This window comes from Blautia sp. DFI.9.10 (assembly GCF_024461705.1).
GTDB classification, from domain to species: Bacteria; Bacillota; Clostridia; order Lachnospirales; family Lachnospiraceae; genus Blautia_A; species Blautia_A fusiformis.
The window spans coordinates 73,186-96,915 of the sequence record NZ_JANGAA010000013.1; the positions used below are offsets into that span (position 1 = coordinate 73,186).

Below are 23,730 nucleotides of genomic sequence, written 5' to 3' on the forward strand. Positions count from 1 at the left end.
ATATAAGAAACGAATATTTCAGACGGGCCCCTGTTTCCGACGTCATACCGGTGACAGGGCGTTACCGTGAAAGAAACAAAAAGATTGTTTCAAAGGAAAGGAGAACGCATATGAAATTCAATGCGATGTTTCAGCCGATCGAGATCGGTCCTATGACAGTAAAGAATCGTTTTGTTGTTCCGCCAATGGGAAATAACTTTGCAAACACAGACGGAACAATGAGTGAGCAGTCCGCTGCATATTACAGAGAAAGAGCAAAAGGCGGATTTGGTCTGATCACCATTGAGGCTACTGTAGTTCACAAGGGCGCAAAGGGTGGCCCGCGTAAACCATGTCTTTATGACGACTCTACGATCGAGAGCTTCCGCAAGGTCATCGACGGATGTCATGCAGAAGGAGCAAAGGTGTCCATCCAGCTTCAGAACGCAGGTCCGGAAGGAAATGCAAAGAACGCAGGAGCACCGATCACAGCAGCAACCAGTATCCCGTCAGTGTGCGGCCGTGATATTCCGAAGCAGCTTACAACTGAGGAAGTTTACGAGCTGATCAAAGGCTACGGTGAGGCAGCAAGAAGAGCAATGGAAGCAGGAGCAGATGCTGTTGAGATCCATATGGCACACGGTTATCTGGTAAGTACCTTCCTTTCTCCGAGAACAAACAAGAGAGTGGATGAGTTTGGCGGATGCTTTGAGAACCGTATGCGTTTCTCCCGTCTGATCATCGAGGAAGTTAAAAAAGCAACACAGGGAAAAATTGCAGTTCTTGCAAGAATCAACTGTGCAGATGAGGTTCCGGGAGGACTTGATGTCCACGACAGTGCAGCAATCGCAGCATATCTGGAAAGCTGCGGACTGGACGGACTCCATGTATCCCGTGCCGTTCATATCAAGGATGAGTTTATGTGGGCACCGACTGTTATCCACGGTGGATTCTCTGCAGCAGAGGTTGAGGAAATCAAACGTGCGGTAAATATCCCGGTGATCACAGTTGGACGTTATACAGAGCCACAGTTCGCAGAGCTGATGGTAAAAGAAGGAAGAGCAGACCTTGTAGCATTCGGACGTCAGAGCCTTGCAGATCCGGCTATGCCGAAGAAAGCACAGGAAGAGCGTCTTGAGGATATGACTCCTTGTATCGCCTGTCTTCAGGGCTGTGTTGCAAACATGTATGCAGGAAATCCGGTATGCTGTCTGACAAACCCGTTCCTGGGTCATGAGGCAGAGCCGCTTGAGAAAGCGGAAGAGCCGAAGAAGGTTATGGTTATCGGTGGTGGTGTTGCAGGACTTTCCGCTGCATTTATCGCAAAAGAGAGAGGCCATGAGGTAACACTTTATGAGGCAGGAGATGTTCTCGGCGGAAACATGAGACTTGCTGCATATCCGCCGGGAAAAGGTGACATCACAAACATGATCCGCAGCTACATCCATCGCTGTCAGAAGGATGGCGTTAAGATCGTGATGAACTGTGAGGTAACTCCGGAGCTTATCAAAGAAGAGAAGCCGGACAGCGTGATCATTGCCACCGGTTCCAAGACTCTGATCCTTCCGATCGAGGGAATCGACAATCCGGCTATCATCCACGGCTCTGACCTTCTGGATGGCAAGAGAGCAGCAGGCAAAAAGGTTCTCGTTGTCGGCGGTGGAATGGTTGGATGCGAGACAGCTGCATTTTTAGGCGAGCAGGAGCATGATGTAACTGTTATCGAGTTCCGTGATACCGTAGGTGCAGACGTGATCCACGAGCACAGAGTATATCTGATGAAGGATTTCGAGGACTACGGAATCAAGGAGATCACCGGAGCAAAGGTATGCAAATTCTATGAAGACGGTGTAGAATATGAGACCGCTGACGGAGTACGTCACGAGTCAAGAGGATATGATTCTGTGATCCTTTCCATGGGATTCCGTAACTACAATCCTCTGGAAGAGAAGATCAAAGACCTTGTACCTGAGACACATGTGATCGGAGATGCTATCCGTGCAAGACGTGCACTGGATGCAACAAAAGAGGCTTATGAGGTAGCTTCTAGGATCTGATCTGCCAATCTATCCAATAAACCGGACAGTACAAAAATTAAAAAGATGCCCTGTCAGACACCGGAAAAAATATATCCGGTGTCTGACAGGGGAAAATGCAGGAGGTAAAAAGAAATGGAACAGAGAATTAAAGGAACAACTGGTTTACTTGCACTGATCGGAAGCCCTGTAGGACATTCCGGATCCCCGGCTATGTACAACTTCAGCTTCCAGTACCATAACCTGGACTATGCTTACATGGCATTTGATATCAAAGAGGATCAGGTTCCGGCAGCTCTTGATGCAATGCGTCTGTTCAAAATGAGAGGCTGTAATGTAACCATGCCTTGCAAGAACAAAGTAGCTCAGTGTGTAGACGAGCTTTCACCGGCAGCAAAGATCATCGGCGCTGTAAATACTATCGTAAATGAGGATGGAAAACTTGTTGGACATATCACAGACGGTATCGGATTTGTCCGCAACCTGAAAGAGCATGGTGTTGATGTAAAGGGCAAAAAGATGGTAGTCCTCGGAGCAGGCGGAGCAGCTACAGCTCTGACTGTACAGTGTGCCCTTGACGGAGCAGCATCCATCGCGATCTTCAACCCTGACGATCCATTCCTTGACAGAGCAAAAGGAACTGCTGAGAAGCTTGCAAAAGAAGTACCGGACTGCAAAGTAAGCGTATATTGCCTTGACGATCAGGACAAATTGAGAGAAGAGATCGCAAACGCAGATATCCTCGCGAACGGAACACTTGCAGGAATGAAACCACATGATGACATCACACTGGTTGATAAATCCATGTTCCATAAGGATCTTGTTGTTGCTGACTGCGTATACAATCCGGCAGAGACAAAGATGGTAAAAGAAGCAAAAGAAGCAGGCGTGAAGCTTGCTGTAGGCGGAAAAGGAATGCTTCTGTGGCAGGGTGCAGCATCTTACAAGCTTTACACAGGTCTTGAGATGCCGACAGATGAGTACCAGAAATTTCAGGCTGAGAACGAAGGGAAATAAGAAAAATGAGCCAGACAGGTAAGAAAAATTTAGTGATTACTTCTATCGCGCTGTATTTTACATATTTCATCCATGGAATCGGAGCTTCCATCATGGGTCAGTACAAGCCGGAGCTTGCTGCTCACTGGGGAGCAAAGGCTTTAAGTGATGGAACTATGGATGTCAGCATGGTAGTATCTGTAATTGCCGCACTTGGACTTGGAAGACTGATCTCTCTTCCGTTTTCCGGTCCCCTGTCCGACAAATTCGGACGCAGATTAAGCGGAATCATCGGCGTGATTTGTTATGCAGCATACTTTATGGGAATCGCATTTGCTCCGTCTATGGGAGTTGCCTACGCCTTTGCCATTGTAGGCGGTATCGCAAACTCCTTCCTAGACACCTGCGTAAGCCCGACATGTATGGAGATTTATGTAAACAATCCTTCTGTAGCGAACCTGTTTACAAAATTCTCCATGTGTATCAGCCAGTTTCTGCTTCCTTTCCTCATCGGCTTTGTAGCAGCGGCGAATATGTCCTACAGAACCATCTTTATTGTTGCCGGTGCTGCGATCTTTATCGATGGAATCCTGATCCTGTTCCTGCCATTCCCGGAGAGAAATACAGCAGGTACAGTAAAGAAAGAAAAAGCAAAATTAAAGATCACTCCTGCAGCTCTTGCAGCAATTCTCATCGGATTTACAAGCTCTTCTACATTCATGCTGTGGCTGAACTGTAACCAGGAGCTCGGAAAGCTTTATAACTTAAGTGATCCTTCCAAGATCCAGTCCTTCTATGCAGTAGGAACCTTTGCAGCGATCCTGTGTTCCTCTGTATTTATCAAAAAAGGACTGAAGGAGATCAATATCCTGATCATTTATCCGCTGATCTCTTTCATCATGCTGGGACTTTGCTACTTTATCCAGAATCCGACAATTTGTCTTATCGGTGGATTTGTGATTGGTTTTGCAGGCGCAGGCGGTGTGCTTCAGCTGGCTGTTTCCACAACTGCGGAGTTCTTCCCGGAAAACAAGGGAACTGCAACATCCATGGTCATGATCGCATCCAGCGTTGCGAACTACACCATTCTGACACTGGCCGGCTACATTACAAAGACTGCCGGAACCAGTGCTCCGAGAATGATCCTGCTTCTCAATATGGCAGTGACATTCATAGGAATCCTTCTTGCACTGTTCGTTAAGATGAACCGTGGAAAAGAGGCTTGACTGAATCAAGGAAATCCCTTGGGGTGAATATCCGTTTGACTACAGTAAAAAAAGTGAATCATTGTATGGATACAGACAAAGATGACTGAATCTGTGCAAAACAAAGTTCCAATTCGGGAACAATTCCCGGATTGGACTTTACCGTTTTTGAAAATGTTTGTTAATTAACAAACTTATAAAATAAAAGATACTATATATGTATTATCAAAAAAAACGACAAAGGAGAATCGTTATGGCACGTGCAGCAAGACAGCGAAGAGAAAACGAACTGCCCTACATTCCGTTTGGGCCATTTCAGATTCGTTTTCCGTTTATTCACTATAAAATTGAGTCCGTAGAGTTTATCCAGGGCCTGATCCTCGGGGTTACGGCACTGGCGGCGGTTCCTTATCTGGAACAATATCTGGGATTGCCTTATGAGCTGGCATGGAGCTGTGTGATCATAGAGACCATGCTGTATATGCTACACAGCTTACTTGGTGACCCGGTTGTACCGGGATGGATCACACCGACCCTTCCGCTGACGATCGTATTCCTGGAAGGCTTCCCTATGGGAAAAGAACGTATCCAGGCAATGATCGCCCTGCAGATGCTGGTTGGTCTCGTGTTCATATTTATGGGCATCACCAAACTTGCGGATAAATTTGTCCATGCAGTACCAAATTCTGTTAAGGGTGGTATCCTTCTTGCTGCGCCGGTGACGGTTATGGCAGGACAGCTGGGAGAGGGCGGCAACATGCATAAGTATCCGCTGGCGATCGTTGCCGGTGTAGGCCTTCTGATCCTGATCAGCTTTTCAGATAAATATCAGGAGAAGAGAAAGAACAACAAATTCCTGGATCTTGTTGCCAGGTATGGAAACCTTTTCCCGTATCTGATCGCCATGGTGGTAGGTCTTCTTGTAGGAGAGCTGGATGCGCCTGGTCTTGAGTTGGGAACCTTTATCAAGATCCCGCAGTTCAAAGAGATCATCTCACAGGTAAGTATCTTTGGTGTGGGAATCCCGCCGGTCTCCATGTTTGTCAAAGCGCTTCCTCTGGCACTTGTATGCTATGTTATCGCATTTGGTGATTTTGTTACCACAGAGACACTGGTTACAGAGGCACGCCAGTCCAGAGATGATGAGTACATTGATTTCAATTCCAGCCGTTCCAACCTGGTCAGCGGCATCAGGAACCTGATCCTTTCCGTCATTGCGCCGTTTCCGCCGCTTTCCGGTCCGTTATGGGTTGGAATGACAGTATCTGTTTCCATCCGTTACAAGGAGGGAAAGAAAGCCATGAAGTCTCTGATCGGCGGTATGGCATCCTTCCGTATTGCAACGTTTTTAAGTGTGCTGATCATTCCGGTTGTAAGCTTCTTCCGTCCGATCTTCGGAGTCGGTTCCTCCATTACTCTGATGTTCCAGGCCTTTGTCTGTGCAAGGATCGGTATGGATTACTGCAGAACAGACCGTGACAAGATGATCGCAGGTGTTATGGCAGCGGTGCTTGCAACCCAGGGAACTGCATGGGCATCCGCATGGGCCCTGGCTGTAGGCTTCGGCCTGAATATCTTCCTTTCAAACTGGGACCCCAGAAAGAAAGAGGAGAATGCCATCGAGGATAAAAATTGATTAGAGGAATAACAAAGATATAAAAAAAGAAAAAGAAGAAGTGTGCTGGATGGGTCAGCACACTTCTTCTTTTTGTCATGAGATTTGTTGTTTTTAATTATTATTTTAATAGATTTGCTATTATGGGATTAAAATTGAAATAATTTGTTACATCAATTGGGTTTGAAAATTGGTTTATAATTCACGTTCTGTTACAAAAATCTACCGTAGATCCTTTTTATGGGAGGTTACAGGATCATAGGCTTTTGTGGATAATGTCAAGAACCTGTGCAAGCTCGTTGACATTGATCTGTCCTGGTGCGGAAGCTTTGGTAGCTGCACCGAAGGTAAGGGCGGAACCGAAGGTTTCGCCAGCGAGACGGCTGATAACACCGGTACCTGCCATGGACATGGTAATGATCGGGCGGTCGGCGAACTGCTCGGACATTTCCAGCGTGGCACTTAAGAGTGTAAGCACGTCCTGTTTGTTTCTTGGCATAACAGCCATTTTCGGGATATCTGCGCCATAGTCCTGCATCATGCGAAGACGGCGCACGATCTCATCCTTCTCAGGAGTTGCGTCAAAATCATGGTTGGAAGCGATGACCTTTACGCCATAGCTGTGTGCTTCCTGGATCATGCTTTTTACGATCTCCTCACCTGTGAAGGCTTCTACATCAATGAGATCTACATAGCCGCTTTTTGCGACAGCCATGTTGAGTGCTTTGTAAGCTTCGTTGGAGATCGCTTTTTCTCCGCCTTCTTTTGCAGTACGGAAGGTGAAGAGGATCGGAGTGTCCTTTAAAACGGTCTGGAGATCTTTTGCCACATCCAGAACCTTGTCTGTGTCAAAAACGTCCTCAAACCAGTCAACACGCCATTCCACAACGTCTACGGGGATCCTTGCGAAGGTCCCTGCCTCAAGGAGGATATCATCCTTTGTCTGTCCCACGATCGGGACACAGATCTTCGGTCTTCCCTCTCCGAGTGTGATATTTCTTACCTGAACTGTTTTCATAATGGTCCTTTCTGATACGACAGGAACAGATAGCAGTTTAGTCGTCGTATCTGATGTTAAGAATCTCTTTCATATGTTCGATCGGCATCGGTTCGCCGGTCCACAGTTCAAATGCAGCGGAGCCCTGGAAAAGCATCATGCCAAGGCCGTTCATTGTCTTGCAGCCAACTTCCTTTGCCATAGAACGCATAGCAGTTTCAAGAGGGGAGTAAGGCACGTCAACAACGATAAGCTCCGGGCGGAAGTAAGACTTGTCCGGAACAACGGACTGACCTTCCAGTGGTTTCATTCCAATACCTGTCGCATTTACGAAAATATAACTGTCAGCCATTTCTTTTTTCAGCTGGTCAAGATCTGCCAGATCATAGAGAACAGCATGGCTTGAAGTTCTGGTGTTGATCTTTTCTACCGTAGATACTGCACGGTCCCAGAATTCATCTTTGCGGTTGAAGATCACAATCTCGCCTACACCGTCAAGTGCTGCCTGGATCTCGATAGCAGTTGCGGCACCACCTGCACCTACGATGGTCATTTTCTTTCCGATGGCGTTGATGTTATTGTCTTTCAGTGCTGCCATAAATCCGATACCGTCTGTGATATGGCCTGTAAGATGACCATGATCATTAACGATGGTGTTTACAGCGCCGCACATTTCTGCTGCCGGTGAAAGCTCGTCAAGGTACTGGCCTACCAGAGTTTTGTTCGGCATGGAAACGTTGGAACCTCTCATTTTCAGAGTACGGATGGCCTTTACAGCATCCTCGATCTCGTCTGCACTAACCTCAAATGCAAGATATGCATAATCATAGCCAAGCTTTGCAAAAGCTTCATTCTGCATGGCAGGAGAGCTGGAGTGGCGGATCGGATATGCCATAAGACCAATCAGTTCGGTATGTCCTGTGATTCTTTCTGACATGGTAATAACTCCTCTCATTGGTAAAATCTGGATGAAGATTTGTCTTTTTTAAACCTCCCGCCACATAGATCTGAAGAAGTTGCGGACATTCTCCGGACGGCTGCTGGGGAGGAAGACGTGGAAAAACTATGTTACGGATCACCGAGTGAACTGTAACAAATCTATATACACTTTTCGGTAGAAGGATTGAGATATTCCCGGAAAGGGTATAGCGGAAAAATATTAAAGGTATCCCTTCTGCTCAAGAATGGTAAGGATATTGCGTCCTTCCTGGGTACCGTCAATGATTCGTCTTGCTCTCTGGCTGTCGCCGATGTTCATGATCTCAACATCCTCAGAAGAAAATTCCTCTGTGAGGTTCTGGTAAAGCTGTCCCTGAGCTCTCATTCCGAGACATACGAAGCCGTACTCAAATGGAAGCTCATAAGGCTCACCGTCGCCCCTGACAAGGAAGGAAGAATCCTTAACCTCAAGGAGAGCAGTTTTTGTAAGCTGATGTACATTGTGTTTTTTCATCATGGTCTTTGTATCATTTTTGCTTACCGGGTCAAGATCACGTCCGATCTGATCCATCATCTCAACGATAGAGATGTCTGCGTTTCTGTCAGCAAAGAATTCCACAACATCAAGACCTACAGCACCGCCGCCTACAACAACAACCTTTTTGCCTTCCAGATCCTTCGGAAAATCATTAATGTGGCTGATCATACCAAGAATAGAATAAATATTATGTTTCTCGTTGTCAATACGATCCTTCAGTCCTGCGATCGGAGGCAGAAGCGGAGCGGAGCCGGTGGAGCTTACGATGATATTCGGATGGAACTTGCGGATGTTTTCCGGTGTTCCTTCTGTGTTTTTGAAGATGTAAAGATTATCAAGCTGTTCAGCACGATGCATGAGATAGTGCGGGAAATCAGCAAGACGGTTCTTTGCAGGGATCTTTGAGATCAGAGATGCAAGTCCGCCAAGCTCATTGCCTTTTTCCAGAAGGAAGGTATTGCATCCAACCTCTGCGGCTGTACAGGCAGCTTCCAGTCCGGCAGTGCCTCCGCCGATAACGACCACGTTGCAGTTTTTATTTACATGTTTTTTCTTATATACATCGCCCTCAAGAACAGATGGGTTTACAGTACAGCGGATCGGACGGTTTACACCGATACGGTTTCCGGCACAGCCAACGTTACAGGAGATACATTTGCGGAGGTCACACTCATGACCTGTGGCAACCTTGTTTACCCATGCAGGGTCTGCGATCAGACCACGGCCCATACCGATCAGGTCTGCATCACCGTCAGCCAGGATACGCTCAGCAACCTTCGGGTCACGGACATTACCCATGGAGATACATGGCTTGTTGAATTTTTCTCTTACGGCCTTTGCCATGTAGGAACGCCATCCGTCCGGGAGATAATTTGCATCGATCTGGTACTGGATGGAACCGTTAAGTCCGCAGGAAACATCAAAGATATCAACCTCTTCCTGAAGATAATCCAGGTATTCCAGAGTATCCTCCAGTGTATTTCCGCCCTCCATCAGCTCATCCGCACTGAGACGGAGCATGATCGGGAAGAAAGGTCCTACCTGTTTTCTTACCTCATCGATGACCATACGGCAGAAACGGGTACGGTTCTCAACAGATCCGCCGAATTCATCGGTACGCTTGTTTGTGATCGGGGAGAGGAACTGACTGATCAGATAGGAGTGTCCTGCATGGATCTCTACTGCGTCAAAGCCAGCTGTCTGTGCACGTTTTGCAGCCTCACCGTATTTTTTCACGATGTGAAGGATCTCGTCTTTGGAAAGAGGACGCGGGATCTCGCCGCCTTCTTTGGATGGAACGTCAGATGCGGAAACCGGTTGCATGTTGATCCTGGAAGAAACAGCGGAAGCTCCGGCATGGTTGATTTGGATCGCGATCTTTGTTCCGTATCTATGAATGTTTTCACAGAATTTGAAAAGACGTGGCAGATAGTTGTCATGATCGATGCGCAGCTGTGTGGTTCCGTTGGAGCCCTGCGGGGAATCGATGCTTGCGTTCTCTACGATGATGAGACCTGTACCACCCTTTGCACGCTGCTCATAATAATTGATATGAAGAAAACTCATTTCGCCGTTCTGTTCACCGTAGTTGGTGCCCATCGGCATCATAACAATACGGTTCTTGATAGTCATATTTTTAACAGTTAATGGGGAAAAAATATGCGGATAATCATTCTTCATCTGAAAAAAACCTCCCTGGTTATTTTAAATAGAATCGTTTGTTTGTGTTAATTATATAACAAAAATATCTATAAAACTAATTCATAATACAAGTGATATAATAAAAATAATCTATAGATTTTCTTATGAGATAAAAGGAGCAGAATGTGCAGATAGCAGCTGAAAAAAATAACTGGAAAAGGGTAGCAGATTCCAGGGTTTACATACAGGACTTTAGCGTGTTATCATAACAAATAAAAAAGATACAGAACACGGGGAGACGGAAATGTAAGACCATATTACCGTGAAATGTAAAAAAGACAGGAGATAGAAAAATGGAATTCTGGGATATTTACGATGCAGATAAGAAACCGACAGGACGTACCATGAAGCGCAACGACTGGTGCCTGAAAGATGGAGAATATCATCTGACAGTCTTAGGTGTGGTGGCAAGACCGGACAAAACTTTTCTCATTACCAAACGCGTGATGACAAAAGCCTGGGCTCCAGGCTGGTGGGAAGTTTCCGGCGGCGCTGCCCAGGCAGGTGAAGAATCCAGGGATGCGGTACTCCGTGAAGTAAAAGAGGAGACAGGACTGGATGCTAGCCAGGCAGAAGGCGGATATCTTTTTACCTATAAAAGAGAGAACCCTGGGGAAGGAGATAATTACTTTGTAGATGTGTACCGGTTTGTCATGGATGTGGAAGACAAGGATCTGAAACTTCAGACAGAAGAGACAGACGGATATATGTTTGCGACACTGGATCAGATCAAAGCGTTTGCGGCTGAGGGAAAATTTTTGCATTATGACAGTATTAAGAAGGCGTTTGAATTTTAAACAGATTTTGACTGGTTTTCCAGACTGATGTGAAAATGAGTGTTGTTTTATGTGGATTTTAATTTTTAAGAACGTTGTTTTTTGCCTTGTTTTCAAAGAATTGTATTGACATTAAGAGGTATAGATAGTAAAATTTATCGTAGGAAAATTGTAAGCCGGATGGACAAAATCCGGCTTATCGAATATTAGATTGAGAGAGAAAACGATAGCATTGATCTTGACAATGCTATGTTGCGAAATTTTTGAAAGCGAGGAATCATCAATGGCAGATGAACATAAAGACCAGATCAGAATCGTACAGGAAACCGTAGCCGGTAAGGAGATCACATTTGCCCATATCATGGGTGGTCCGGCACCTATCATATATCAGAAGCTTGGACTGAATCCGCAGGTGGACTATGGATCATCTGCAATTGGTATCATGAATATGACACCTTCCGAGTCTGCTGTGATCGCATCCGATATTGCTGTGAAGAGCGGTAATGTGTATCTTGGATTTGCAGACCGTTTTACAGGAACACTGATCATAACAGGAGAGATTTCCGATGTGCAGACAGCAATGGAAGAGATCGTGGACTATTTCCGTGATACTCTTGGATATGTAGTCTGCAAGATCACCAAGAGATAAGGAAGTGCACCATGGAAGAACGGATAACGAAGGAAGAACTGCTGGAGCGGCTGTTTCATGATGATTATGAGAATCTTAAGGGAAAAAGACTTCGACTGACACGTGTGCGGGTACCTGGAAAAGAGCTTTCTTTTGCACATGTTTTTACGCCAAGTGATAAATCTGTTTATGAGAATCTTGCGTTACATATCGGTGTCCATGAAGGCGAGGACCACAGGGGAGATGCCATTGGTATGGTCAGAGTCACACCCTGGGAGGCGATTGTAGTTGCGGCAGATGTTGCAGTGAAGGCAGCTCATGTGGAAGTAGGATTTATGGATCGTTTCTGCGGGACGCTGATCCTGACAGGCGGTTTTACGGAAGTGATGACAGCTGTGGAGGAAGTGGTACGATTTTTCCATGAGACATTGAAATTCGATGTCTGTAAGATCCACAGAAGCTGAGGCAGGACGGGATAAAAAATGAAAAAAATTTTTCTGATGGGTCGAAGTGAAGCCGGCAAAACATCCCTGACACAGGCGCTTAAAGGGGAAGAGCTTCATTATCATAAGACTCAGTATACCAATACAAATGAAGATACTATTGATTCACCGGGAGAATATGCGGAATCCAAGCATTTCAGCGTAGGACTGGCCTGCTTTTCCTTTGAGGCGGATGTGATCGCCATTGTACAGGCAGCCAATGAGCCCTTTAACCTGTTTAGTGACGGCAGCAGGAATTTTCTACTACGGCCGCTGATCGGGATCATCACCAAGGTGGATTCTCCCCATGCCAACATTCCCATGGTCAGACAGTGGATGGAGAACATGGGCTGTGAACGGATCTTCATGGTAAATAACAAGACCAGGGAAGGCATCAGCGAGCTGATGGATTATCTGCAGGATGATCTCCCGACGCTTACGCTTGAACAGGCGAAATTCAAGCAGAGCCTTGGCCTTAACGAATGGGATTCCATGCCGGAAGGGGTGGAGTATCCGGAATCCATACGGTAAAATAGTAATATTCACGAAAAATGAATAAAAATACAAAATTCAAACAGAAAAAGTAGAAATTCCTCCGGAACTGTGATATACTGTCATCGTTTGGAAGATTCGTGGGCTGAAATGTAAGATCCCCAGAGCATGAAGGATAAAGAGGATAGAAACGGGGCTCGCAGATATATGGCAGAAGAGCTGTATGTCGGGAACACCGGGTATCCGTATCTGCCTTCATGTTCCGGGGATTTTTTATATTCTATACACAGATTTTCCGAATGGATGCAAAAGACAAAAAATAAGAAGGACAGGAGAGGAAAAGATGTTTGAATTATTTGAAAATCTGACCAACTGGCTCTGGGGACTGCCGCTGCTGATCACGATCCTCGCTACAGGCGTATATCTGACAGTACGTTCCGGTTTCTTCCAGTTTCGCCATTTTGGTTACATTGTGAAAAACATGTTCAGTAAAGAACGTCGCCAGGAAGGCGGAGATGACGGAAAGAGCCTGACACCGTTCCAGGCTATTTCCATTGCGATCGGAGGTACTGTTGGTGTATCCAATATGTCCGGTGTTGCAACGGCTATTGCAACAGGAGGACCTGGGGCATTATTCTGGCTCTGGATCGCAGCGCTTCTTGCCATGGTCATCAAGATGGCAGAGGTAACACTTGCTGTATACTACAGAGAGAAACAGCCAAACGGTGAGTACCAGGGAGGCCCGACCTACTACATGCAGAAGGGGCTTGGCGGAGAGAAAAAGCTTCCCTTCTGGAAACTTTTTGCAGTACTGTTCGGCGGCTGTATTTTCATGACATGGTTCATTACTTTGCAGAATTATACAGTATCAGAGGCTGTCGGAAGTACCTTCCACCTGCCGTACATCGTACCGTCACTTTTGTATGTGGCAGCGATCTATCTGATCATCATCGGCGGTGTAAAGAAAGTCGGCGTGATCTCTTCCTATATGACACCGATCATGTGCATGCTTTACATTGTAGGCTCTCTCGCAATACTGGTAGTGAATTTTGACAAGCTGCCGGAAACCTTTGGACTGATCTTCAAGGGTGCATTTACAACACAGGCGGCAGTCGGCGGATTTATGGGAGCCGGTGTTGCAACAGCAATGCGTCTTGGCTTTGCCCGTTCCGTATACAGCAACGAGGCAGGCTGGGGAACATCTCCTATGATCCATGCTTCCGCAAAGACAGACCATCCTGTAAAACAGGGACTGATGGGAGCATTTGAGGTATTTGCAGACACCATCGTAGTCTGCTCCATGACAGGTCTTGTTGTTATCATTACCGGCTACTGGAATTCAGGACTTCAGGGATCAGAGCTGACACTGACAGCATTTGAGTCTGGAATGGGCTCCATTGCGAGAGCACTGATCGCGATCAGTATTTTTCTTTTTGGATTAACAACATCAACCGGATGGTTCACCTACTACAGCGTGATCCTGAAGCACTGGCTGAAAAATAATCAGAAGGTTCTGAAGATCGCAGAGAAGGTTTTTATCCTTGGAACACCATTATGGGGTCTTCTGGTCACAGTGCTTACTCTTTACGGAAACGGAACACCGGCGCAGCTGTGGGTAATTGCAGACTTTACAACCGTATTCCCTACATTTGTAAATGTTGCCACATTATTTATCTTAAGTGGTACTTTCTTTAAACTGCTGAAGGATTACAAGGCGCGTTACATGGGAATCGGAAAGGTAGACAAGGATATGGCACTTTTCTACGAGGATAAAAAAGAAAAAGAGGAAAAATAAACAGTGGATACAATTTTTTTTAACGGATGTATAAGAACACTGGATGACAGTGAAAAAGTGGCAGAGGCTGTGGGAAGCGAAAATGGCCGGATCGTTTTTGTGGGAACTGATAAAGAAGCAGAAGCTTTTTCCTGCAAAAAGCGGATCGACCTAAAGGGAAGGCTGATGCTGCCCGGTTTTGTGGATACACATATGCATATGCTGCATTATGCATTTGTGGAAAGATCTGTAAAACTGTTTGACTGCACAAGTGTTGAGGAAATGCTTGCCGCAGCAAAAAAAAGACTGGAGGAGAGCAAAGGTCAGAAGCTGACCTGGCTCTACTGCAGAGGCTGGAATGAGGAGCATTTTGATAAGCCACGCTATCCGCACAAGGATGAGCTGGATGCGCTCTCAACGGAAATCCCCATCATTATGGTGCGTGTCTGCGGGCATGTGGCTGTGTGCAACAGCTGCGGTCTGGAGCTTCTGAAAAAAATCCCGGAGTTCCCGGAGATTGAGAAGGAGGTTGACCTGGATACCGGACTTCTGAAGGAGAATGCAGTACAGTTTTATTCTTCCGTATTGGAAGCACCATCCCAGGAAGAAGTGGAAGACTACATCAAATACAGTGCGAAGAAGCTGAATGAATGTGGATTTACAGGTGTACAGTCCGATGATCTTGCTTCACTTCCGGGAAAAAACTGGCGTCGGATCATGGCCTCCTACAAGGCATTGGATGCCAGAGGAGAGTTGAGTATCCGCCATTATGAGCAGTGCCTTTTTGAGCGGGCGGAGGATGCAAAGGCTTTTATTGAGGAAGGATATCGTACCGGGCAGAGGGGAGATCACTTTACTGTCGGACCGATGAAGCTGATCCAGGATGGTTCCCTTGGTGCAAGAACAGCGGCCATGAATGAGCCTTACGAGGATTCGCCGGGAAATACCGGGATCATCACATTCAGTCAGGAGGAGCTTGACGATCTGTTTGCTTTTTTTGACCGGCATCAGATGCAGGCAGCGGTACACTGTATCGGTGATCGTGCAATGGATATGGTCATTGAGGCAGCAGCGAAATCTCCTTACCGGAAGGATAATAAAAAGGGCAGACATGGTATCGTACATTGCCAGATCACCAATCCGCGTATTTTGCAGGGGATGAAAGACCAGGATCTTCTGGCATATATCCAGCCGGTATTTATCGATCTGGATATGAACACAGTGGAACCTGCCATCGGCGCACACCGTATGGATAAGGTGTATGCATGGAAGAGCATGCTGGATATGGGAATCCATACGTCCGGCGGTTCGGATGCTCCTGTGGTAAGCTTTGATGCCATGGAGAATATTTATTTTGCAGTCACCCGCAAAAATATCAGCGGTCAGCCACAGGAAGGCTGGATTCCATCCGAAAAAATGTCTGTAGATGAGGCGGTGAAGCTTTTTACAAAAAACGCAGCTTACGCTTCCTATACAGAAGACGAGAACGGAACCATCGAAGTGGAAAAAAATGCAGACTTCGTAGTTCTAGAGAAAGATATTTATAAGATTGATCCGGATGAGATCAAGACCACGAAAGTGGATATGACAGTTCTTGGCGGTGAGATCGTTTATGAGAGAAAAGTAGAAGAATGACGGCAGTATAAAAAGAAAAAAGTGAGAGGCAGAGTCTGAGTGGAGCAGGCGCTGCCTTTTTGTGTGGTGCAGTAAAAAGTATAGAACAAATATTCGGTTGACCTATACTTTTTTTACGCTGAACGATATACTGTAAAAGCAACAATAATAAAGATAAAAGCACTCTCTTTACATATAGTAACAGGCAGTATTTACATATCCACAAATTTCAGAACAACAAGGAGAACCGTATGGATCATTTCAAATTACACTCCGAATATCAACCCACAGGCGACCAGCCTCAGGCTATCGAAAAACTGGTCAAGGGTTTTAAGGAAGGCAACCAGTTCGAGACTTTGCTGGGTGTCACCGGTTCCGGTAAGACCTTCACCATGGCGAATGTCATTGCCCAGTTAAACAAGCCAACTTTGGTACTTGCGCACAATAAAACACTTGTGGCTCAGTTATATGGTGAGTTTAAGGAATTCTTCCCTGAGAACGCAGTGGAATACTTTGTCTCTTAGCAGGGAATATTATGGAAGATCAGCAACGACTATTGAAAACAAATGCAAGATAGAGTATGGAACAGAGCAAGGATTAGCAGCACTGATTTATGGAGAAAAAGGGTTAAGCTCGTTGCCAATACAGGATATTGCAGGGGAGCATATAGATACAGATAATGAGTACATGTATTACTATTCGATTGAATTTATAAAATAGCACTAATAAAAAGAAGAGGATGTCACGTAATCTGCTTTGATTCGTTGGCATCCTTTTTTGACATTTAGGACAATAAGCGGGAATCCTCGGCAATTCAATTACCGAGATGAAAGCGCAGGATTGTGCATATCTGCACATTGAAATAATATAATAATCTCCCAATCCCTTGGTATTAATGCCGTAACCGGCATATAATCAATCGAAAATATGTTTGTTTTTTATTGTGTATTTCTACTTGTTATGTTATACTATATGTATGAAAGAAAATCTAATACATTACAGGACTTGTGTGTGTAATATTAATTACCATATGGTGTGGTCGGTGAAATACCGGCGGAAGATATTAGACCCAGAAATTGAGGAATACCTAAAGGAACTGGTGCAGCAGATTGCTGAGGATAAAGGTTTTACTGTTCATTTATTTGAATGTGGTGAAGGTGATCATGTCCATTGTTTTGTATCAGCTCCACCAAAACTGTCCATAACAGCGATCGTCAAGTATCTGAAGGGGATCACCGGCAGAAAACTGTTCGAACGTTTTCCGGAAATAAGAGACCAGCTATGGAAGGGAGAGCTGTGGAACCATTCCTATTATGTGGAAACGATCGGATCTGTATCGGAGGAAAATATCCGCCGTTATATTGAGCATCAGAGCAAGTCGTATTAAACCAAGGTGGAGTGTAGATCTCTATCTGCATAGCTGTCCAAAGGGGGAAGAGGAATGCTGCTGTCACACAGAACATCTGTAAAGATCCGGCCGGAATATTCCAATATCATAGGGCATATGTGTTATGCAGCTTCCAAACTCTGGAATGTCTGCAACTACGAACGTCATCATTATAAAGAGCTGGGACTGGAAAAGTATCCTGACTGGTATTATCAGAAAAAAGCGCATAAAGGAGATCTGTGGTACAGGCAGCTTCCGTCACAGACAGCACAGGAGACCTGCAAGCAACTGGACAAAGCATGGAGATCTTTCTATGTCCTGAAAAAGACTGGAGGGATCAAAGATCCAAATCCGCCCCGTTTTAAACAGGATAATATCCCGGTCACATACATGCAGATGGGGATCCGGCATGAGAAAGGTTCAGACCAGCTGCGGCTGTCTCTGCCAAAGAATCTGAAAATCTATATGGAAGAAACCTATGGGATCCATGAAAGATTTCTATATCTTGAAAATAAGATTTTCAGGGACATGGATCATATAAAACAATTGCGGATCTATCCGCCGGAAAACGGAAAATGTGACCTTATCGTTATCTATGAGATCGAAGGACCAGAGCAGCTTTCCCAGAATGGACATTATTTATCTATTGATCCTGGACTTCATAATCTGATGACCTGTTATGATTCCGGAAATGGCCGGACTTTTATCCTTGGAAGGAAATATCTTTCATTGGAAAGATACTTTCATAAAAAGATCGCCAGAGTGCAGTCTGTTTGGTATGCGCAGCAATCGGAAAGAGGGATAAGATATCCAGGATCATCGAAACATATCCAGAGACTTTACAGAAAAAAGCAGAATACAGTGAAGGATTATCTTCATAAAGTGACCAGATGGATTGCAGAATACTGCAGAAAAGAAGATATCCGCTGTGTGGTTGTGGGAGATATCCGAAATATCCGTAAAGAGAAAGATATGGGGCATAAGGTCAACCAGAAGTTTCACGGACTGCCATATAACAGGCTGTATATCATGCTGGGATATAAGCTGAAACTGTATGGGATCCAATTGATAAAACAGGAGGAAAGCTATACCAGTCAGTGCAGCCCGTTATCACCGGAAGTATCAAAAAGATATGCAGAAGCAACAAACCGAAAAGAACGGGGTATGTATATAACTGACAGAGTAAGCTACAATGCAGATGCAGTAGGCGCATTTAATATCCTGCGGAAATATCTTTCCGTATCCGGAAAGCAGAAGGAACTGTCCGTAACCGGACTAAAAAATCCAGAAGTAATAAAAGTAGCTGTATAGCCGAAAGGCAAGCAGTATTGGTGTCATGGACGCACCCTGAAAAAAGGCGGTATCCCGCCAGATTTCAGATGCTCTGGTAACTAAGTTGCCGAGTAGTTCACTTTTTATGACATTATAGATTTCATAACCTATTTCTTATTTTTCGGTATTCTCTCGGCGAATATCCTTTCAACTTGTGAAAAAGCCGACTGAAATAAAGCTGGTTATCATATCCGACAATCTTAGAAATCTCATGGATGGAATAAGTTGTTGTTTCAAGTAACATCTGAGCATTGTTGATGCGGATTCCCACAATGAATTGCATTGGTGTAGAACCGGTATATTTTTTGAAATTTCGGATAAACCAGCTGACACTCATGCCTCGTGAGGCAGCATAATCATCAATATTGATATTTTGATTGTAGTTTTCACTGAAAAAGGTAACAGCATTATCCATCTCATGATCAAGGTATTCATTTTTTAATATGTGCTCTCTTGTCAGTTCCCGGTGGAAACTGATCAGAAGATGACGTAGCAAAAGGACAAGCATTTCCTCATAATTGTCTTGACAGCGTTGCAGCTCGATAATGATACGTTTGAAAATTTGTTCATATTCATTAGATGTACCCACTTGAAAGACACGTTCTTTATCCGGAAACCCATATTGACGTAAGATATTTTTCACATTGCTTCCTGTGAAGTGAATCCAGTATACTTCTGTCTTATCTTCTCCGTAATATTCATATTTTTGGAGTTCTTTCGGTCTGTACAGTACAATGTTGCCGGCTGGAACAATCGTTTCATTATTTACATTATCAAAATGAAAATGCCCACAACCAGCAGTGATATATATAATCTGATAATCCAGACGACCCTTTGGACGGTAGGTCGGAAGTTTGGGATGTCTGGAAAGACGGTAAGTACCACAGCTACCTACAATCAGCGGACGACTTTTGTCTTTGAAATCCATATGTGAGTGGTTCAAATAACCGGTGTTCAAATACATAGGACAGCACCTCTTTTCGTACTTTTTATCATTGTATCATTTAGTGCATATTTTGTCTAATCCAATTCATAGACATATTTTGCGAATTAGGATAAGCTATATATAGCATAACTAAGGAACGTAAACAAAAAGTAAAGTATAAGGTTTGCTTTAGGAAAACAAAGAACAAAAAAGTATATGTATTGGAGGAGAGCTATTTATGATCGTACCACGTTATTATGAAAATCTAAGTGTACTGCACGAAAATACAATGCCAGCCAGAGCCTATTATATTCCGTCATCCAAAAGAATGGATAACTTGGTGGAACACAGAGAAGAGTCAGATCGTATGCAGTTATTGAATGGAACTTGGAAATTCCAGTATTTTAACAGCATCTATGATATTCAGGATTCTTTCTTTGAGAAGAATTATGATACAGAAAATTTTGATGAGATTCAGGTTCCAAGTGTATGGCAGATGGCTGGATATGATACACACCAGTATACAAACATCCGGTATCCATTTCCGTTTGATCCACCATATGTGCCACAGGACATTCCGTGTGGAGTCTATGTACATACTTTTGAGTACAGTAGAGATGAGAAAGCGCCAAAATCTTTTTTGAACTTTGAAGGAGTAGACAGTTGCTTTTACGTATGGATCAATGGCTCTTACATAGGATACAGCCAGGTTTCGCATATGACCAGTGAGTTTGATGTTACCGATGTACTTCAGGATGGAACGAATACGGTGGCAGTGTTGGTAATGAAGTGGTGTGATGGTTCCTATTTGGAAGATCAGGACAAATTCCGTATGAGTGGTATTTTCCGGGATGTGTACATTTTGAAACGCCCAAAACAGGCAATCAGTGATTATCATATTAAAACAAGAATTGAGGATATGCTTGCGAAAGTAGAAATTGAAATGAAATTCTACTCTCCGTTAAATGTAAAAATTTCGATTGAAGATAGAAACGGAGCAGTTGTAGCACTAGGAAGTATTGCTGAAGAAGGAACAGCTGTATTAGAAATCGCAAGTCCGGAACTTTGGAATACAGAAAATCCATATCTATATAAACTGATTCTTGAAACAGAGAATGAAGTAATTGTAGATCACATTGCATTAAGAAAGATAGAGATTAAAGACCAGGTTATTTATTTAAATGGACAGAAGATTAAATTCCGTGGTGTTAATCGACATGATTCTGATCCGGTTACTGGATTTACAATCAATCCGGAACAGATTACAACCGATCTTACGTTAATGAAGCAGCATAATTTTAATGCGATCCGTTCCAGCCACTATCCGAACGCACCATTTTTCTATGAAATGTGTGACAAGTATGGATTCATGGTAATAGATGAAGCAGATATTGAAGCTCATGGTCCATTTATGATCTACAGAAAAGAAGACACTGATTACAATCGGTTCAAACGATGGAATGAGAAGATTGCAGATGATCCGGTATGGGAAGAGGCAATCGTTGATCGCGTAAAACTCATGGTGGAACGTGACAAAAACCGTTTCTGTATTGTTATGTGGTCAATGGGAAATGAGAGTGCTTATGGCTGCAACTTTGAAAAAGCACTGGAATGGACAAAGAATTTTGATCCAGACCGTATCACACAATATGAGAGTGCAAGATACCGTAATTATGATGAAACATATGATTACAGCAATCTGGATGTGTACAGCCGGATGTACCCAGCGCTTTCCGAAATTCAGGAATATCTGGATAAAGATGGAAGCAAACCCTTCCTTTTGGTAGAGTACTGTCACAGCATGGGAAACGGACCTGGAGATTTTGAAGATTACTTCCAGATGATTCAGGATAATGATAAAATGTGCGGCGGCTTTGTCTGGGAATGGTGTGACCATGCGATTGCTCATGGAACTGCTGAGAATGGAAAGACTATATATGCTTATGGGGGCGACCATGGCGAAGAAATTCATGATGGCAACTTCTGTATGGATGGATTAGTATATCCGGACAGAACGGTACATACAGGACTTTTGGAATACAAGAATGTTTATCGACCGGCAAGGGTTATTTCCTATGACAAAGAAAGCGGAGAACTGGTGCTTCATAACTACATGGATTTTGATGACTTGAAAGATTATGTGAAGATCAGTTATGAGCTGACACAGGATGGTCTTGTGATCAGCAAAGGCATACTTCCGGAGTTTTCTGTGGCACCACATGGGGAAGGAAAAACAAACCTGAAGATCAATGTTCCAGAGAATGGGAAATGTTATTTAAAACTTATTTACCATCTGAAAAAAGAATTGCCACTGTTGGATAAAGACCATATTCTTGGATTTGATGAAATTGAGGTAAGTAAAGAGGATACAAAATGTAAACTTGCAGAGAAATGGATACCAAAAACAGTAGTGGACTCTGAATTACAGGTAAATGAAAATGATACACAGATTCATATCAAGGGGCGTGAATTTGCTTATACCATAGACAAACGTACTGCACTCTTTACAGAGATGAAATTCGCAGGGCGGGAATACTTGAACCATCCGATGGAATTAAATATTTGGAGAGCTCCAACAGATAACGATATGTACATCAAGTCTGAATGGAAGAAAGCCCACTATGATAAGGCTTACACAAGAGCCTATACGACAGAGGTTGTGCAGGGAAAACATGGTGTGAAGATTACAAGCCATGCTTCCGTTGTGGCAGAGACAGTACAGAAGATTCTTGATGTGACGATTACATGGAAAATAGAAGCTGCTGGAAAGATTGATGCAGATATTGCAGTAACAAAAGACGATGAATTCCCGGATCTTCCGAGATTTGGTGTGAGGATGTTCCTGGATAAAAAACTTTCAGCTGTAAGATACTTTGGAATGGGACCACAGGAAAGTTATTGTGATAAACATCAGGCTGCGAGCCACGGTTTGTACCGGGCAGATGTAGGGGATTTACATGAGGACTATATCCGTCCACAGGAAAATGGAAGCCATTATGATTGTGAATATGTAGAGCTTAACAACAGCCGATATGGAATTGTGGCATCCGCAGAAAAGGCATTTTCATTCAATGCTTCTTATTATACGCAGGAAGAACTTGAGAAGAAAACGCATAATTATGAACTGACAGAATCAGATAGTGTAGTATTTTGCGTTGACTACGCATTAAATGGCATTGGTTCTAATAGTTGTGGTCCAGTTGTATTGGATCAGTACCGATTTGATGATGTATTATTCCGGTTTCAGTTTACACTGATACCGTATGTAAAGGGATAATAAAGTTTCATGTAACCCGTAAACAAGGAAAGAGAGTCTGATTGTTATGTAAAGTCCGGATATACAGAGCAATCAGACAAAAACAGAGAAAAAACTAGAATTAGACATCATACTCTGTTAGACATCTTGAAATTCTAAGTGCGATGAAGATGAGGAGCAAAGAAATTCGATGGAAGAAAAAAAGTATTTGAAATGGTATAACAAAATTGGATATGGATCAGGCGATATTGCAGGTAATGTAGTCTATGCGTTCCTGACATCTTTTATGATGGTCTATCTGACGGACTCAGTAGGACTTGCTGCAGGTGTCGTAGGTACCCTGATTGCCGTATCAAAACTATTTGATGGTTTTACGGATATATTTTTTGGATCAATGATTGACAAAACACACAGTAAAATGGGAAAAGCGAAACCCTGGATGCTATACGGATACATTGGTTGTGCCATTACGCTGGTCTGCTGCTTTGCAGTACCAGTCAGCTTTGGAACAACGGCTAAATACGCATGGTTCTTTATCTCTTATACACTGTTAAATGGTGTGTTTTATACAGCAAACAATATTGCTTACTCAGCACTTACGTCACTGATTACAAAGAACAGCAAAGAGCGTGTGCAGATGGGATCTTACCGTTTTATTTTTGCGTTTTCAACAAGTCTTCTGATTCAGGCGATTACAGTTGGATTTGTAGATAAATGTGGTGGAGATGCTGCGGCATGGAGAACGGTTGCTATTATCTATGCAATCATTGGTCTTGTCATAAATACGATTTCAGCACTTTCAGTTAAGGAACTTCCTGAGGAAGAACTTAACGAAGGAGAAGTAAAGGATGATAATGAAAAGTACGGAATGGTACAGGCATTCAAGCTTCTTGTTAAAAACAAATATTACATGATGATTTGTGGAACATATATTTTACAGCAGTTATATAGTGCCATGATTGGAGCTGGCATTTATTACATGACATGGGTACTGAAAAATAAGAATTGAACAAAATCGCTGCGCGATGGCCTACCAAGGCTATGGCATAGCGATTTTC

Annotated in this window: 18 protein-coding genes and 2 pseudogenes; 16 read left to right on the forward strand and 4 right to left on the reverse strand. The window is 43.9% G+C overall.

Annotation, left to right across the window (positions count from 1 at the left end; genetic code table 11):
* Positions 1 to 110: 110 nt before the first annotated feature.
* From NE671_RS09510 to NE671_RS09525, 4 genes are all read left to right on the forward strand, one after another.
* Positions 111 to 2,036, forward strand: a complete 1,926-nt coding sequence (locus NE671_RS09510) for an FAD-dependent oxidoreductase (RefSeq protein ID WP_015527026.1) — start codon at positions 111 to 113, stop codon at positions 2,034 to 2,036.
* 114 nt (positions 2,037 to 2,150) lie between these two features.
* The gene (aroE, locus tag NE671_RS09515) at positions 2,151 to 3,032 is read left to right on the forward strand and encodes a shikimate dehydrogenase (RefSeq protein ID WP_015527027.1); all 882 of its coding nucleotides are present in this window, start codon (positions 2,151 to 2,153) and stop codon (positions 3,030 to 3,032) included.
* 5 nt (positions 3,033 to 3,037) lie between these two features.
* Positions 3,038 to 4,237 (forward strand): MFS transporter, encoded by a 1,200-nt coding sequence (locus tag NE671_RS09520; protein WP_021652301.1) that lies wholly within the window; start codon positions 3,038 to 3,040, stop codon positions 4,235 to 4,237.
* 232 nt (positions 4,238 to 4,469) lie between these two features.
* The gene (locus NE671_RS09525; RefSeq protein WP_015527029.1) at positions 4,470 to 5,852 is read left to right on the forward strand and encodes a hypothetical protein; all 1,383 of its coding nucleotides are present in this window, start codon (positions 4,470 to 4,472) and stop codon (positions 5,850 to 5,852) included.
* 235 nt (positions 5,853 to 6,087) lie between these two features.
* Here NE671_RS09525 and aroD read toward each other — a convergent pair whose 3' ends face one another.
* From aroD to NE671_RS09540, 3 genes are all read right to left on the reverse strand, one after another.
* A complete protein-coding gene (gene aroD, locus NE671_RS09530; protein WP_173740417.1) occupies positions 6,088 to 6,849 on the reverse strand; it encodes a type I 3-dehydroquinate dehydratase in 762 nt (253 codons plus the stop codon).
* 37 nt (positions 6,850 to 6,886) lie between these two features.
* The gene (locus tag NE671_RS09535; RefSeq protein ID WP_173740416.1) at positions 6,887 to 7,765 is read right to left on the reverse strand and encodes a shikimate dehydrogenase; all 879 of its coding nucleotides are present in this window, start codon (positions 7,763 to 7,765) and stop codon (positions 6,887 to 6,889) included.
* Between the two features lie 222 nt (positions 7,766 to 7,987).
* The gene (locus tag NE671_RS09540; protein ID WP_110102510.1) at positions 7,988 to 9,985 is read right to left on the reverse strand and encodes an oxidoreductase; all 1,998 of its coding nucleotides are present in this window, start codon (positions 9,983 to 9,985) and stop codon (positions 7,988 to 7,990) included.
* 314 nt (positions 9,986 to 10,299) lie between these two features.
* Between NE671_RS09540 and NE671_RS09545 the strand changes: the two genes are divergently transcribed.
* From NE671_RS09545 to NE671_RS09590, 10 genes and pseudogenes are all read left to right on the forward strand, one after another.
* On the forward strand, positions 10,300 to 10,803 hold the full coding sequence (locus tag NE671_RS09545) for an NUDIX hydrolase (protein WP_148447374.1): 504 nt from the start codon (positions 10,300 to 10,302) through the stop codon (positions 10,801 to 10,803).
* Positions 10,804 to 11,065: 262 nt separating this feature from the next.
* Positions 11,066 to 11,431 (forward strand): BMC domain-containing protein, encoded by a 366-nt coding sequence (locus NE671_RS09550; RefSeq protein ID WP_021977225.1) that lies wholly within the window; start codon positions 11,066 to 11,068, stop codon positions 11,429 to 11,431.
* Between the two features lie 11 nt (positions 11,432 to 11,442).
* Positions 11,443 to 11,874, forward strand: coding sequence for a BMC domain-containing protein (locus tag NE671_RS09555; protein WP_118608568.1), 432 nt, complete (start codon positions 11,443 to 11,445; stop codon positions 11,872 to 11,874).
* Positions 11,875 to 11,892: 18 nt separating this feature from the next.
* Positions 11,893 to 12,423: a EutP/PduV family microcompartment system protein gene (locus tag NE671_RS09560; protein WP_022426452.1), complete on the forward strand. Its 531-nt coding sequence runs from the start codon at positions 11,893 to 11,895 to the stop codon at positions 12,421 to 12,423.
* Between the two features lie 129 nt (positions 12,424 to 12,552).
* On the forward strand, positions 12,553 to 12,735 hold the full coding sequence (locus NE671_RS09565; protein ID WP_015527038.1) for a hypothetical protein: 183 nt from the start codon (positions 12,553 to 12,555) through the stop codon (positions 12,733 to 12,735).
* Positions 12,728 to 14,179, forward strand: coding sequence for an alanine/glycine:cation symporter family protein (locus NE671_RS09570; protein WP_021652308.1), 1,452 nt, complete (start codon positions 12,728 to 12,730; stop codon positions 14,177 to 14,179). Before NE671_RS09565 ends, NE671_RS09570 begins: the two co-directional genes overlap by 8 nt.
* Before the next feature lie 3 nt (positions 14,180 to 14,182).
* The gene (locus NE671_RS09575; RefSeq protein ID WP_256163913.1) at positions 14,183 to 15,793 is read left to right on the forward strand and encodes an amidohydrolase; all 1,611 of its coding nucleotides are present in this window, start codon (positions 14,183 to 14,185) and stop codon (positions 15,791 to 15,793) included.
* 230 nt (positions 15,794 to 16,023) lie between these two features.
* Positions 16,024 to 16,293 (forward strand): annotated as a pseudogene (locus NE671_RS09580) (DEAD/DEAH box helicase family protein); the annotation flags it as partial.
* A 455-nt stretch (positions 16,294 to 16,748) separates the two neighbouring features.
* The gene (gene tnpA / locus NE671_RS09585) at positions 16,749 to 17,159 is read left to right on the forward strand and encodes an IS200/IS605 family transposase (protein ID WP_044961972.1); all 411 of its coding nucleotides are present in this window, start codon (positions 16,749 to 16,751) and stop codon (positions 17,157 to 17,159) included.
* A 54-nt stretch (positions 17,160 to 17,213) separates the two neighbouring features.
* Positions 17,214 to 18,470 (forward strand): RNA-guided endonuclease InsQ/TnpB family protein, encoded by a 1,257-nt coding sequence (locus NE671_RS09590; RefSeq protein ID WP_227945541.1) that lies wholly within the window; start codon positions 17,214 to 17,216, stop codon positions 18,468 to 18,470.
* A 121-nt stretch (positions 18,471 to 18,591) separates the two neighbouring features.
* Here NE671_RS09590 and NE671_RS09595 read toward each other — a convergent pair whose 3' ends face one another.
* Positions 18,592 to 19,455 (reverse strand): AraC family transcriptional regulator, encoded by an 864-nt coding sequence (locus NE671_RS09595; RefSeq protein ID WP_044961974.1) that lies wholly within the window; start codon positions 19,453 to 19,455, stop codon positions 18,592 to 18,594.
* Between the two features lie 199 nt (positions 19,456 to 19,654).
* Between NE671_RS09595 and NE671_RS09600 the strand changes: the two genes are divergently transcribed.
* Together NE671_RS09600 and NE671_RS09605 are read left to right on the forward strand one after the other, a co-directional pair.
* Entirely contained in the window at positions 19,655 to 22,693 is a 3,039-nt protein-coding gene (locus NE671_RS09600; protein ID WP_256163914.1) for a glycoside hydrolase family 2 TIM barrel-domain containing protein, read from the forward strand.
* Between the two features lie 169 nt (positions 22,694 to 22,862).
* A pseudogene (locus NE671_RS09605) lies at positions 22,863 to 23,678 on the forward strand (MFS transporter); the annotation flags it as partial.
* Between the last annotated feature and the right edge of the window lie 52 nt (positions 23,679 to 23,730).

Bases quoted from the DNA above. Each gene is read 5' to 3' on its own strand.
- NE671_RS09600 (WP_256163914.1), top strand. From the start codon at position 19,655: ATGATCGTACCACGTTATTATGAAAATCTAAGTGTACTGCACGAAAAT.
- NE671_RS09540 (WP_110102510.1), bottom strand. From the start codon at position 9,985: ATGAAGAATGATTATCCGCATATTTTTTCCCCATTAACTGTTAAAAAT.
- aroE (WP_015527027.1), top strand. From the start codon at position 2,151: ATGGAACAGAGAATTAAAGGAACAACTGGTTTACTTGCACTGATCGGA.
- NE671_RS09590 (WP_227945541.1), top strand. From the start codon at position 17,214: ATGCTGCTGTCACACAGAACATCTGTAAAGATCCGGCCGGAATATTCC.
- NE671_RS09550 (WP_021977225.1), top strand. From the start codon at position 11,066: ATGGCAGATGAACATAAAGACCAGATCAGAATCGTACAGGAAACCGTA.
- NE671_RS09535 (WP_173740416.1), bottom strand. From the start codon at position 7,765: ATGTCAGAAAGAATCACAGGACATACCGAACTGATTGGTCTTATGGCA.
- aroD (WP_173740417.1), bottom strand. From the start codon at position 6,849: ATGAAAACAGTTCAGGTAAGAAATATCACACTCGGAGAGGGAAGACCG.
- NE671_RS09510 (WP_015527026.1), top strand. From the start codon at position 111: ATGAAATTCAATGCGATGTTTCAGCCGATCGAGATCGGTCCTATGACA.
- NE671_RS09560 (WP_022426452.1), top strand. From the start codon at position 11,893: ATGAAAAAAATTTTTCTGATGGGTCGAAGTGAAGCCGGCAAAACATCC.
- NE671_RS09555 (WP_118608568.1), top strand. From the start codon at position 11,443: ATGGAAGAACGGATAACGAAGGAAGAACTGCTGGAGCGGCTGTTTCAT.
- NE671_RS09565 (WP_015527038.1), top strand. From the start codon at position 12,553: ATGAAGGATAAAGAGGATAGAAACGGGGCTCGCAGATATATGGCAGAA.
- NE671_RS09525 (WP_015527029.1), top strand. From the start codon at position 4,470: ATGGCACGTGCAGCAAGACAGCGAAGAGAAAACGAACTGCCCTACATT.
- NE671_RS09545 (WP_148447374.1), top strand. From the start codon at position 10,300: ATGGAATTCTGGGATATTTACGATGCAGATAAGAAACCGACAGGACGT.
- NE671_RS09520 (WP_021652301.1), top strand. From the start codon at position 3,038: ATGAGCCAGACAGGTAAGAAAAATTTAGTGATTACTTCTATCGCGCTG.
- NE671_RS09570 (WP_021652308.1), top strand. From the start codon at position 12,728: ATGTTTGAATTATTTGAAAATCTGACCAACTGGCTCTGGGGACTGCCG.
- NE671_RS09595 (WP_044961974.1), bottom strand. From the start codon at position 19,455: ATGTATTTGAACACCGGTTATTTGAACCACTCACATATGGATTTCAAA.
- tnpA (WP_044961972.1), top strand. From the start codon at position 16,749: ATGAAAGAAAATCTAATACATTACAGGACTTGTGTGTGTAATATTAAT.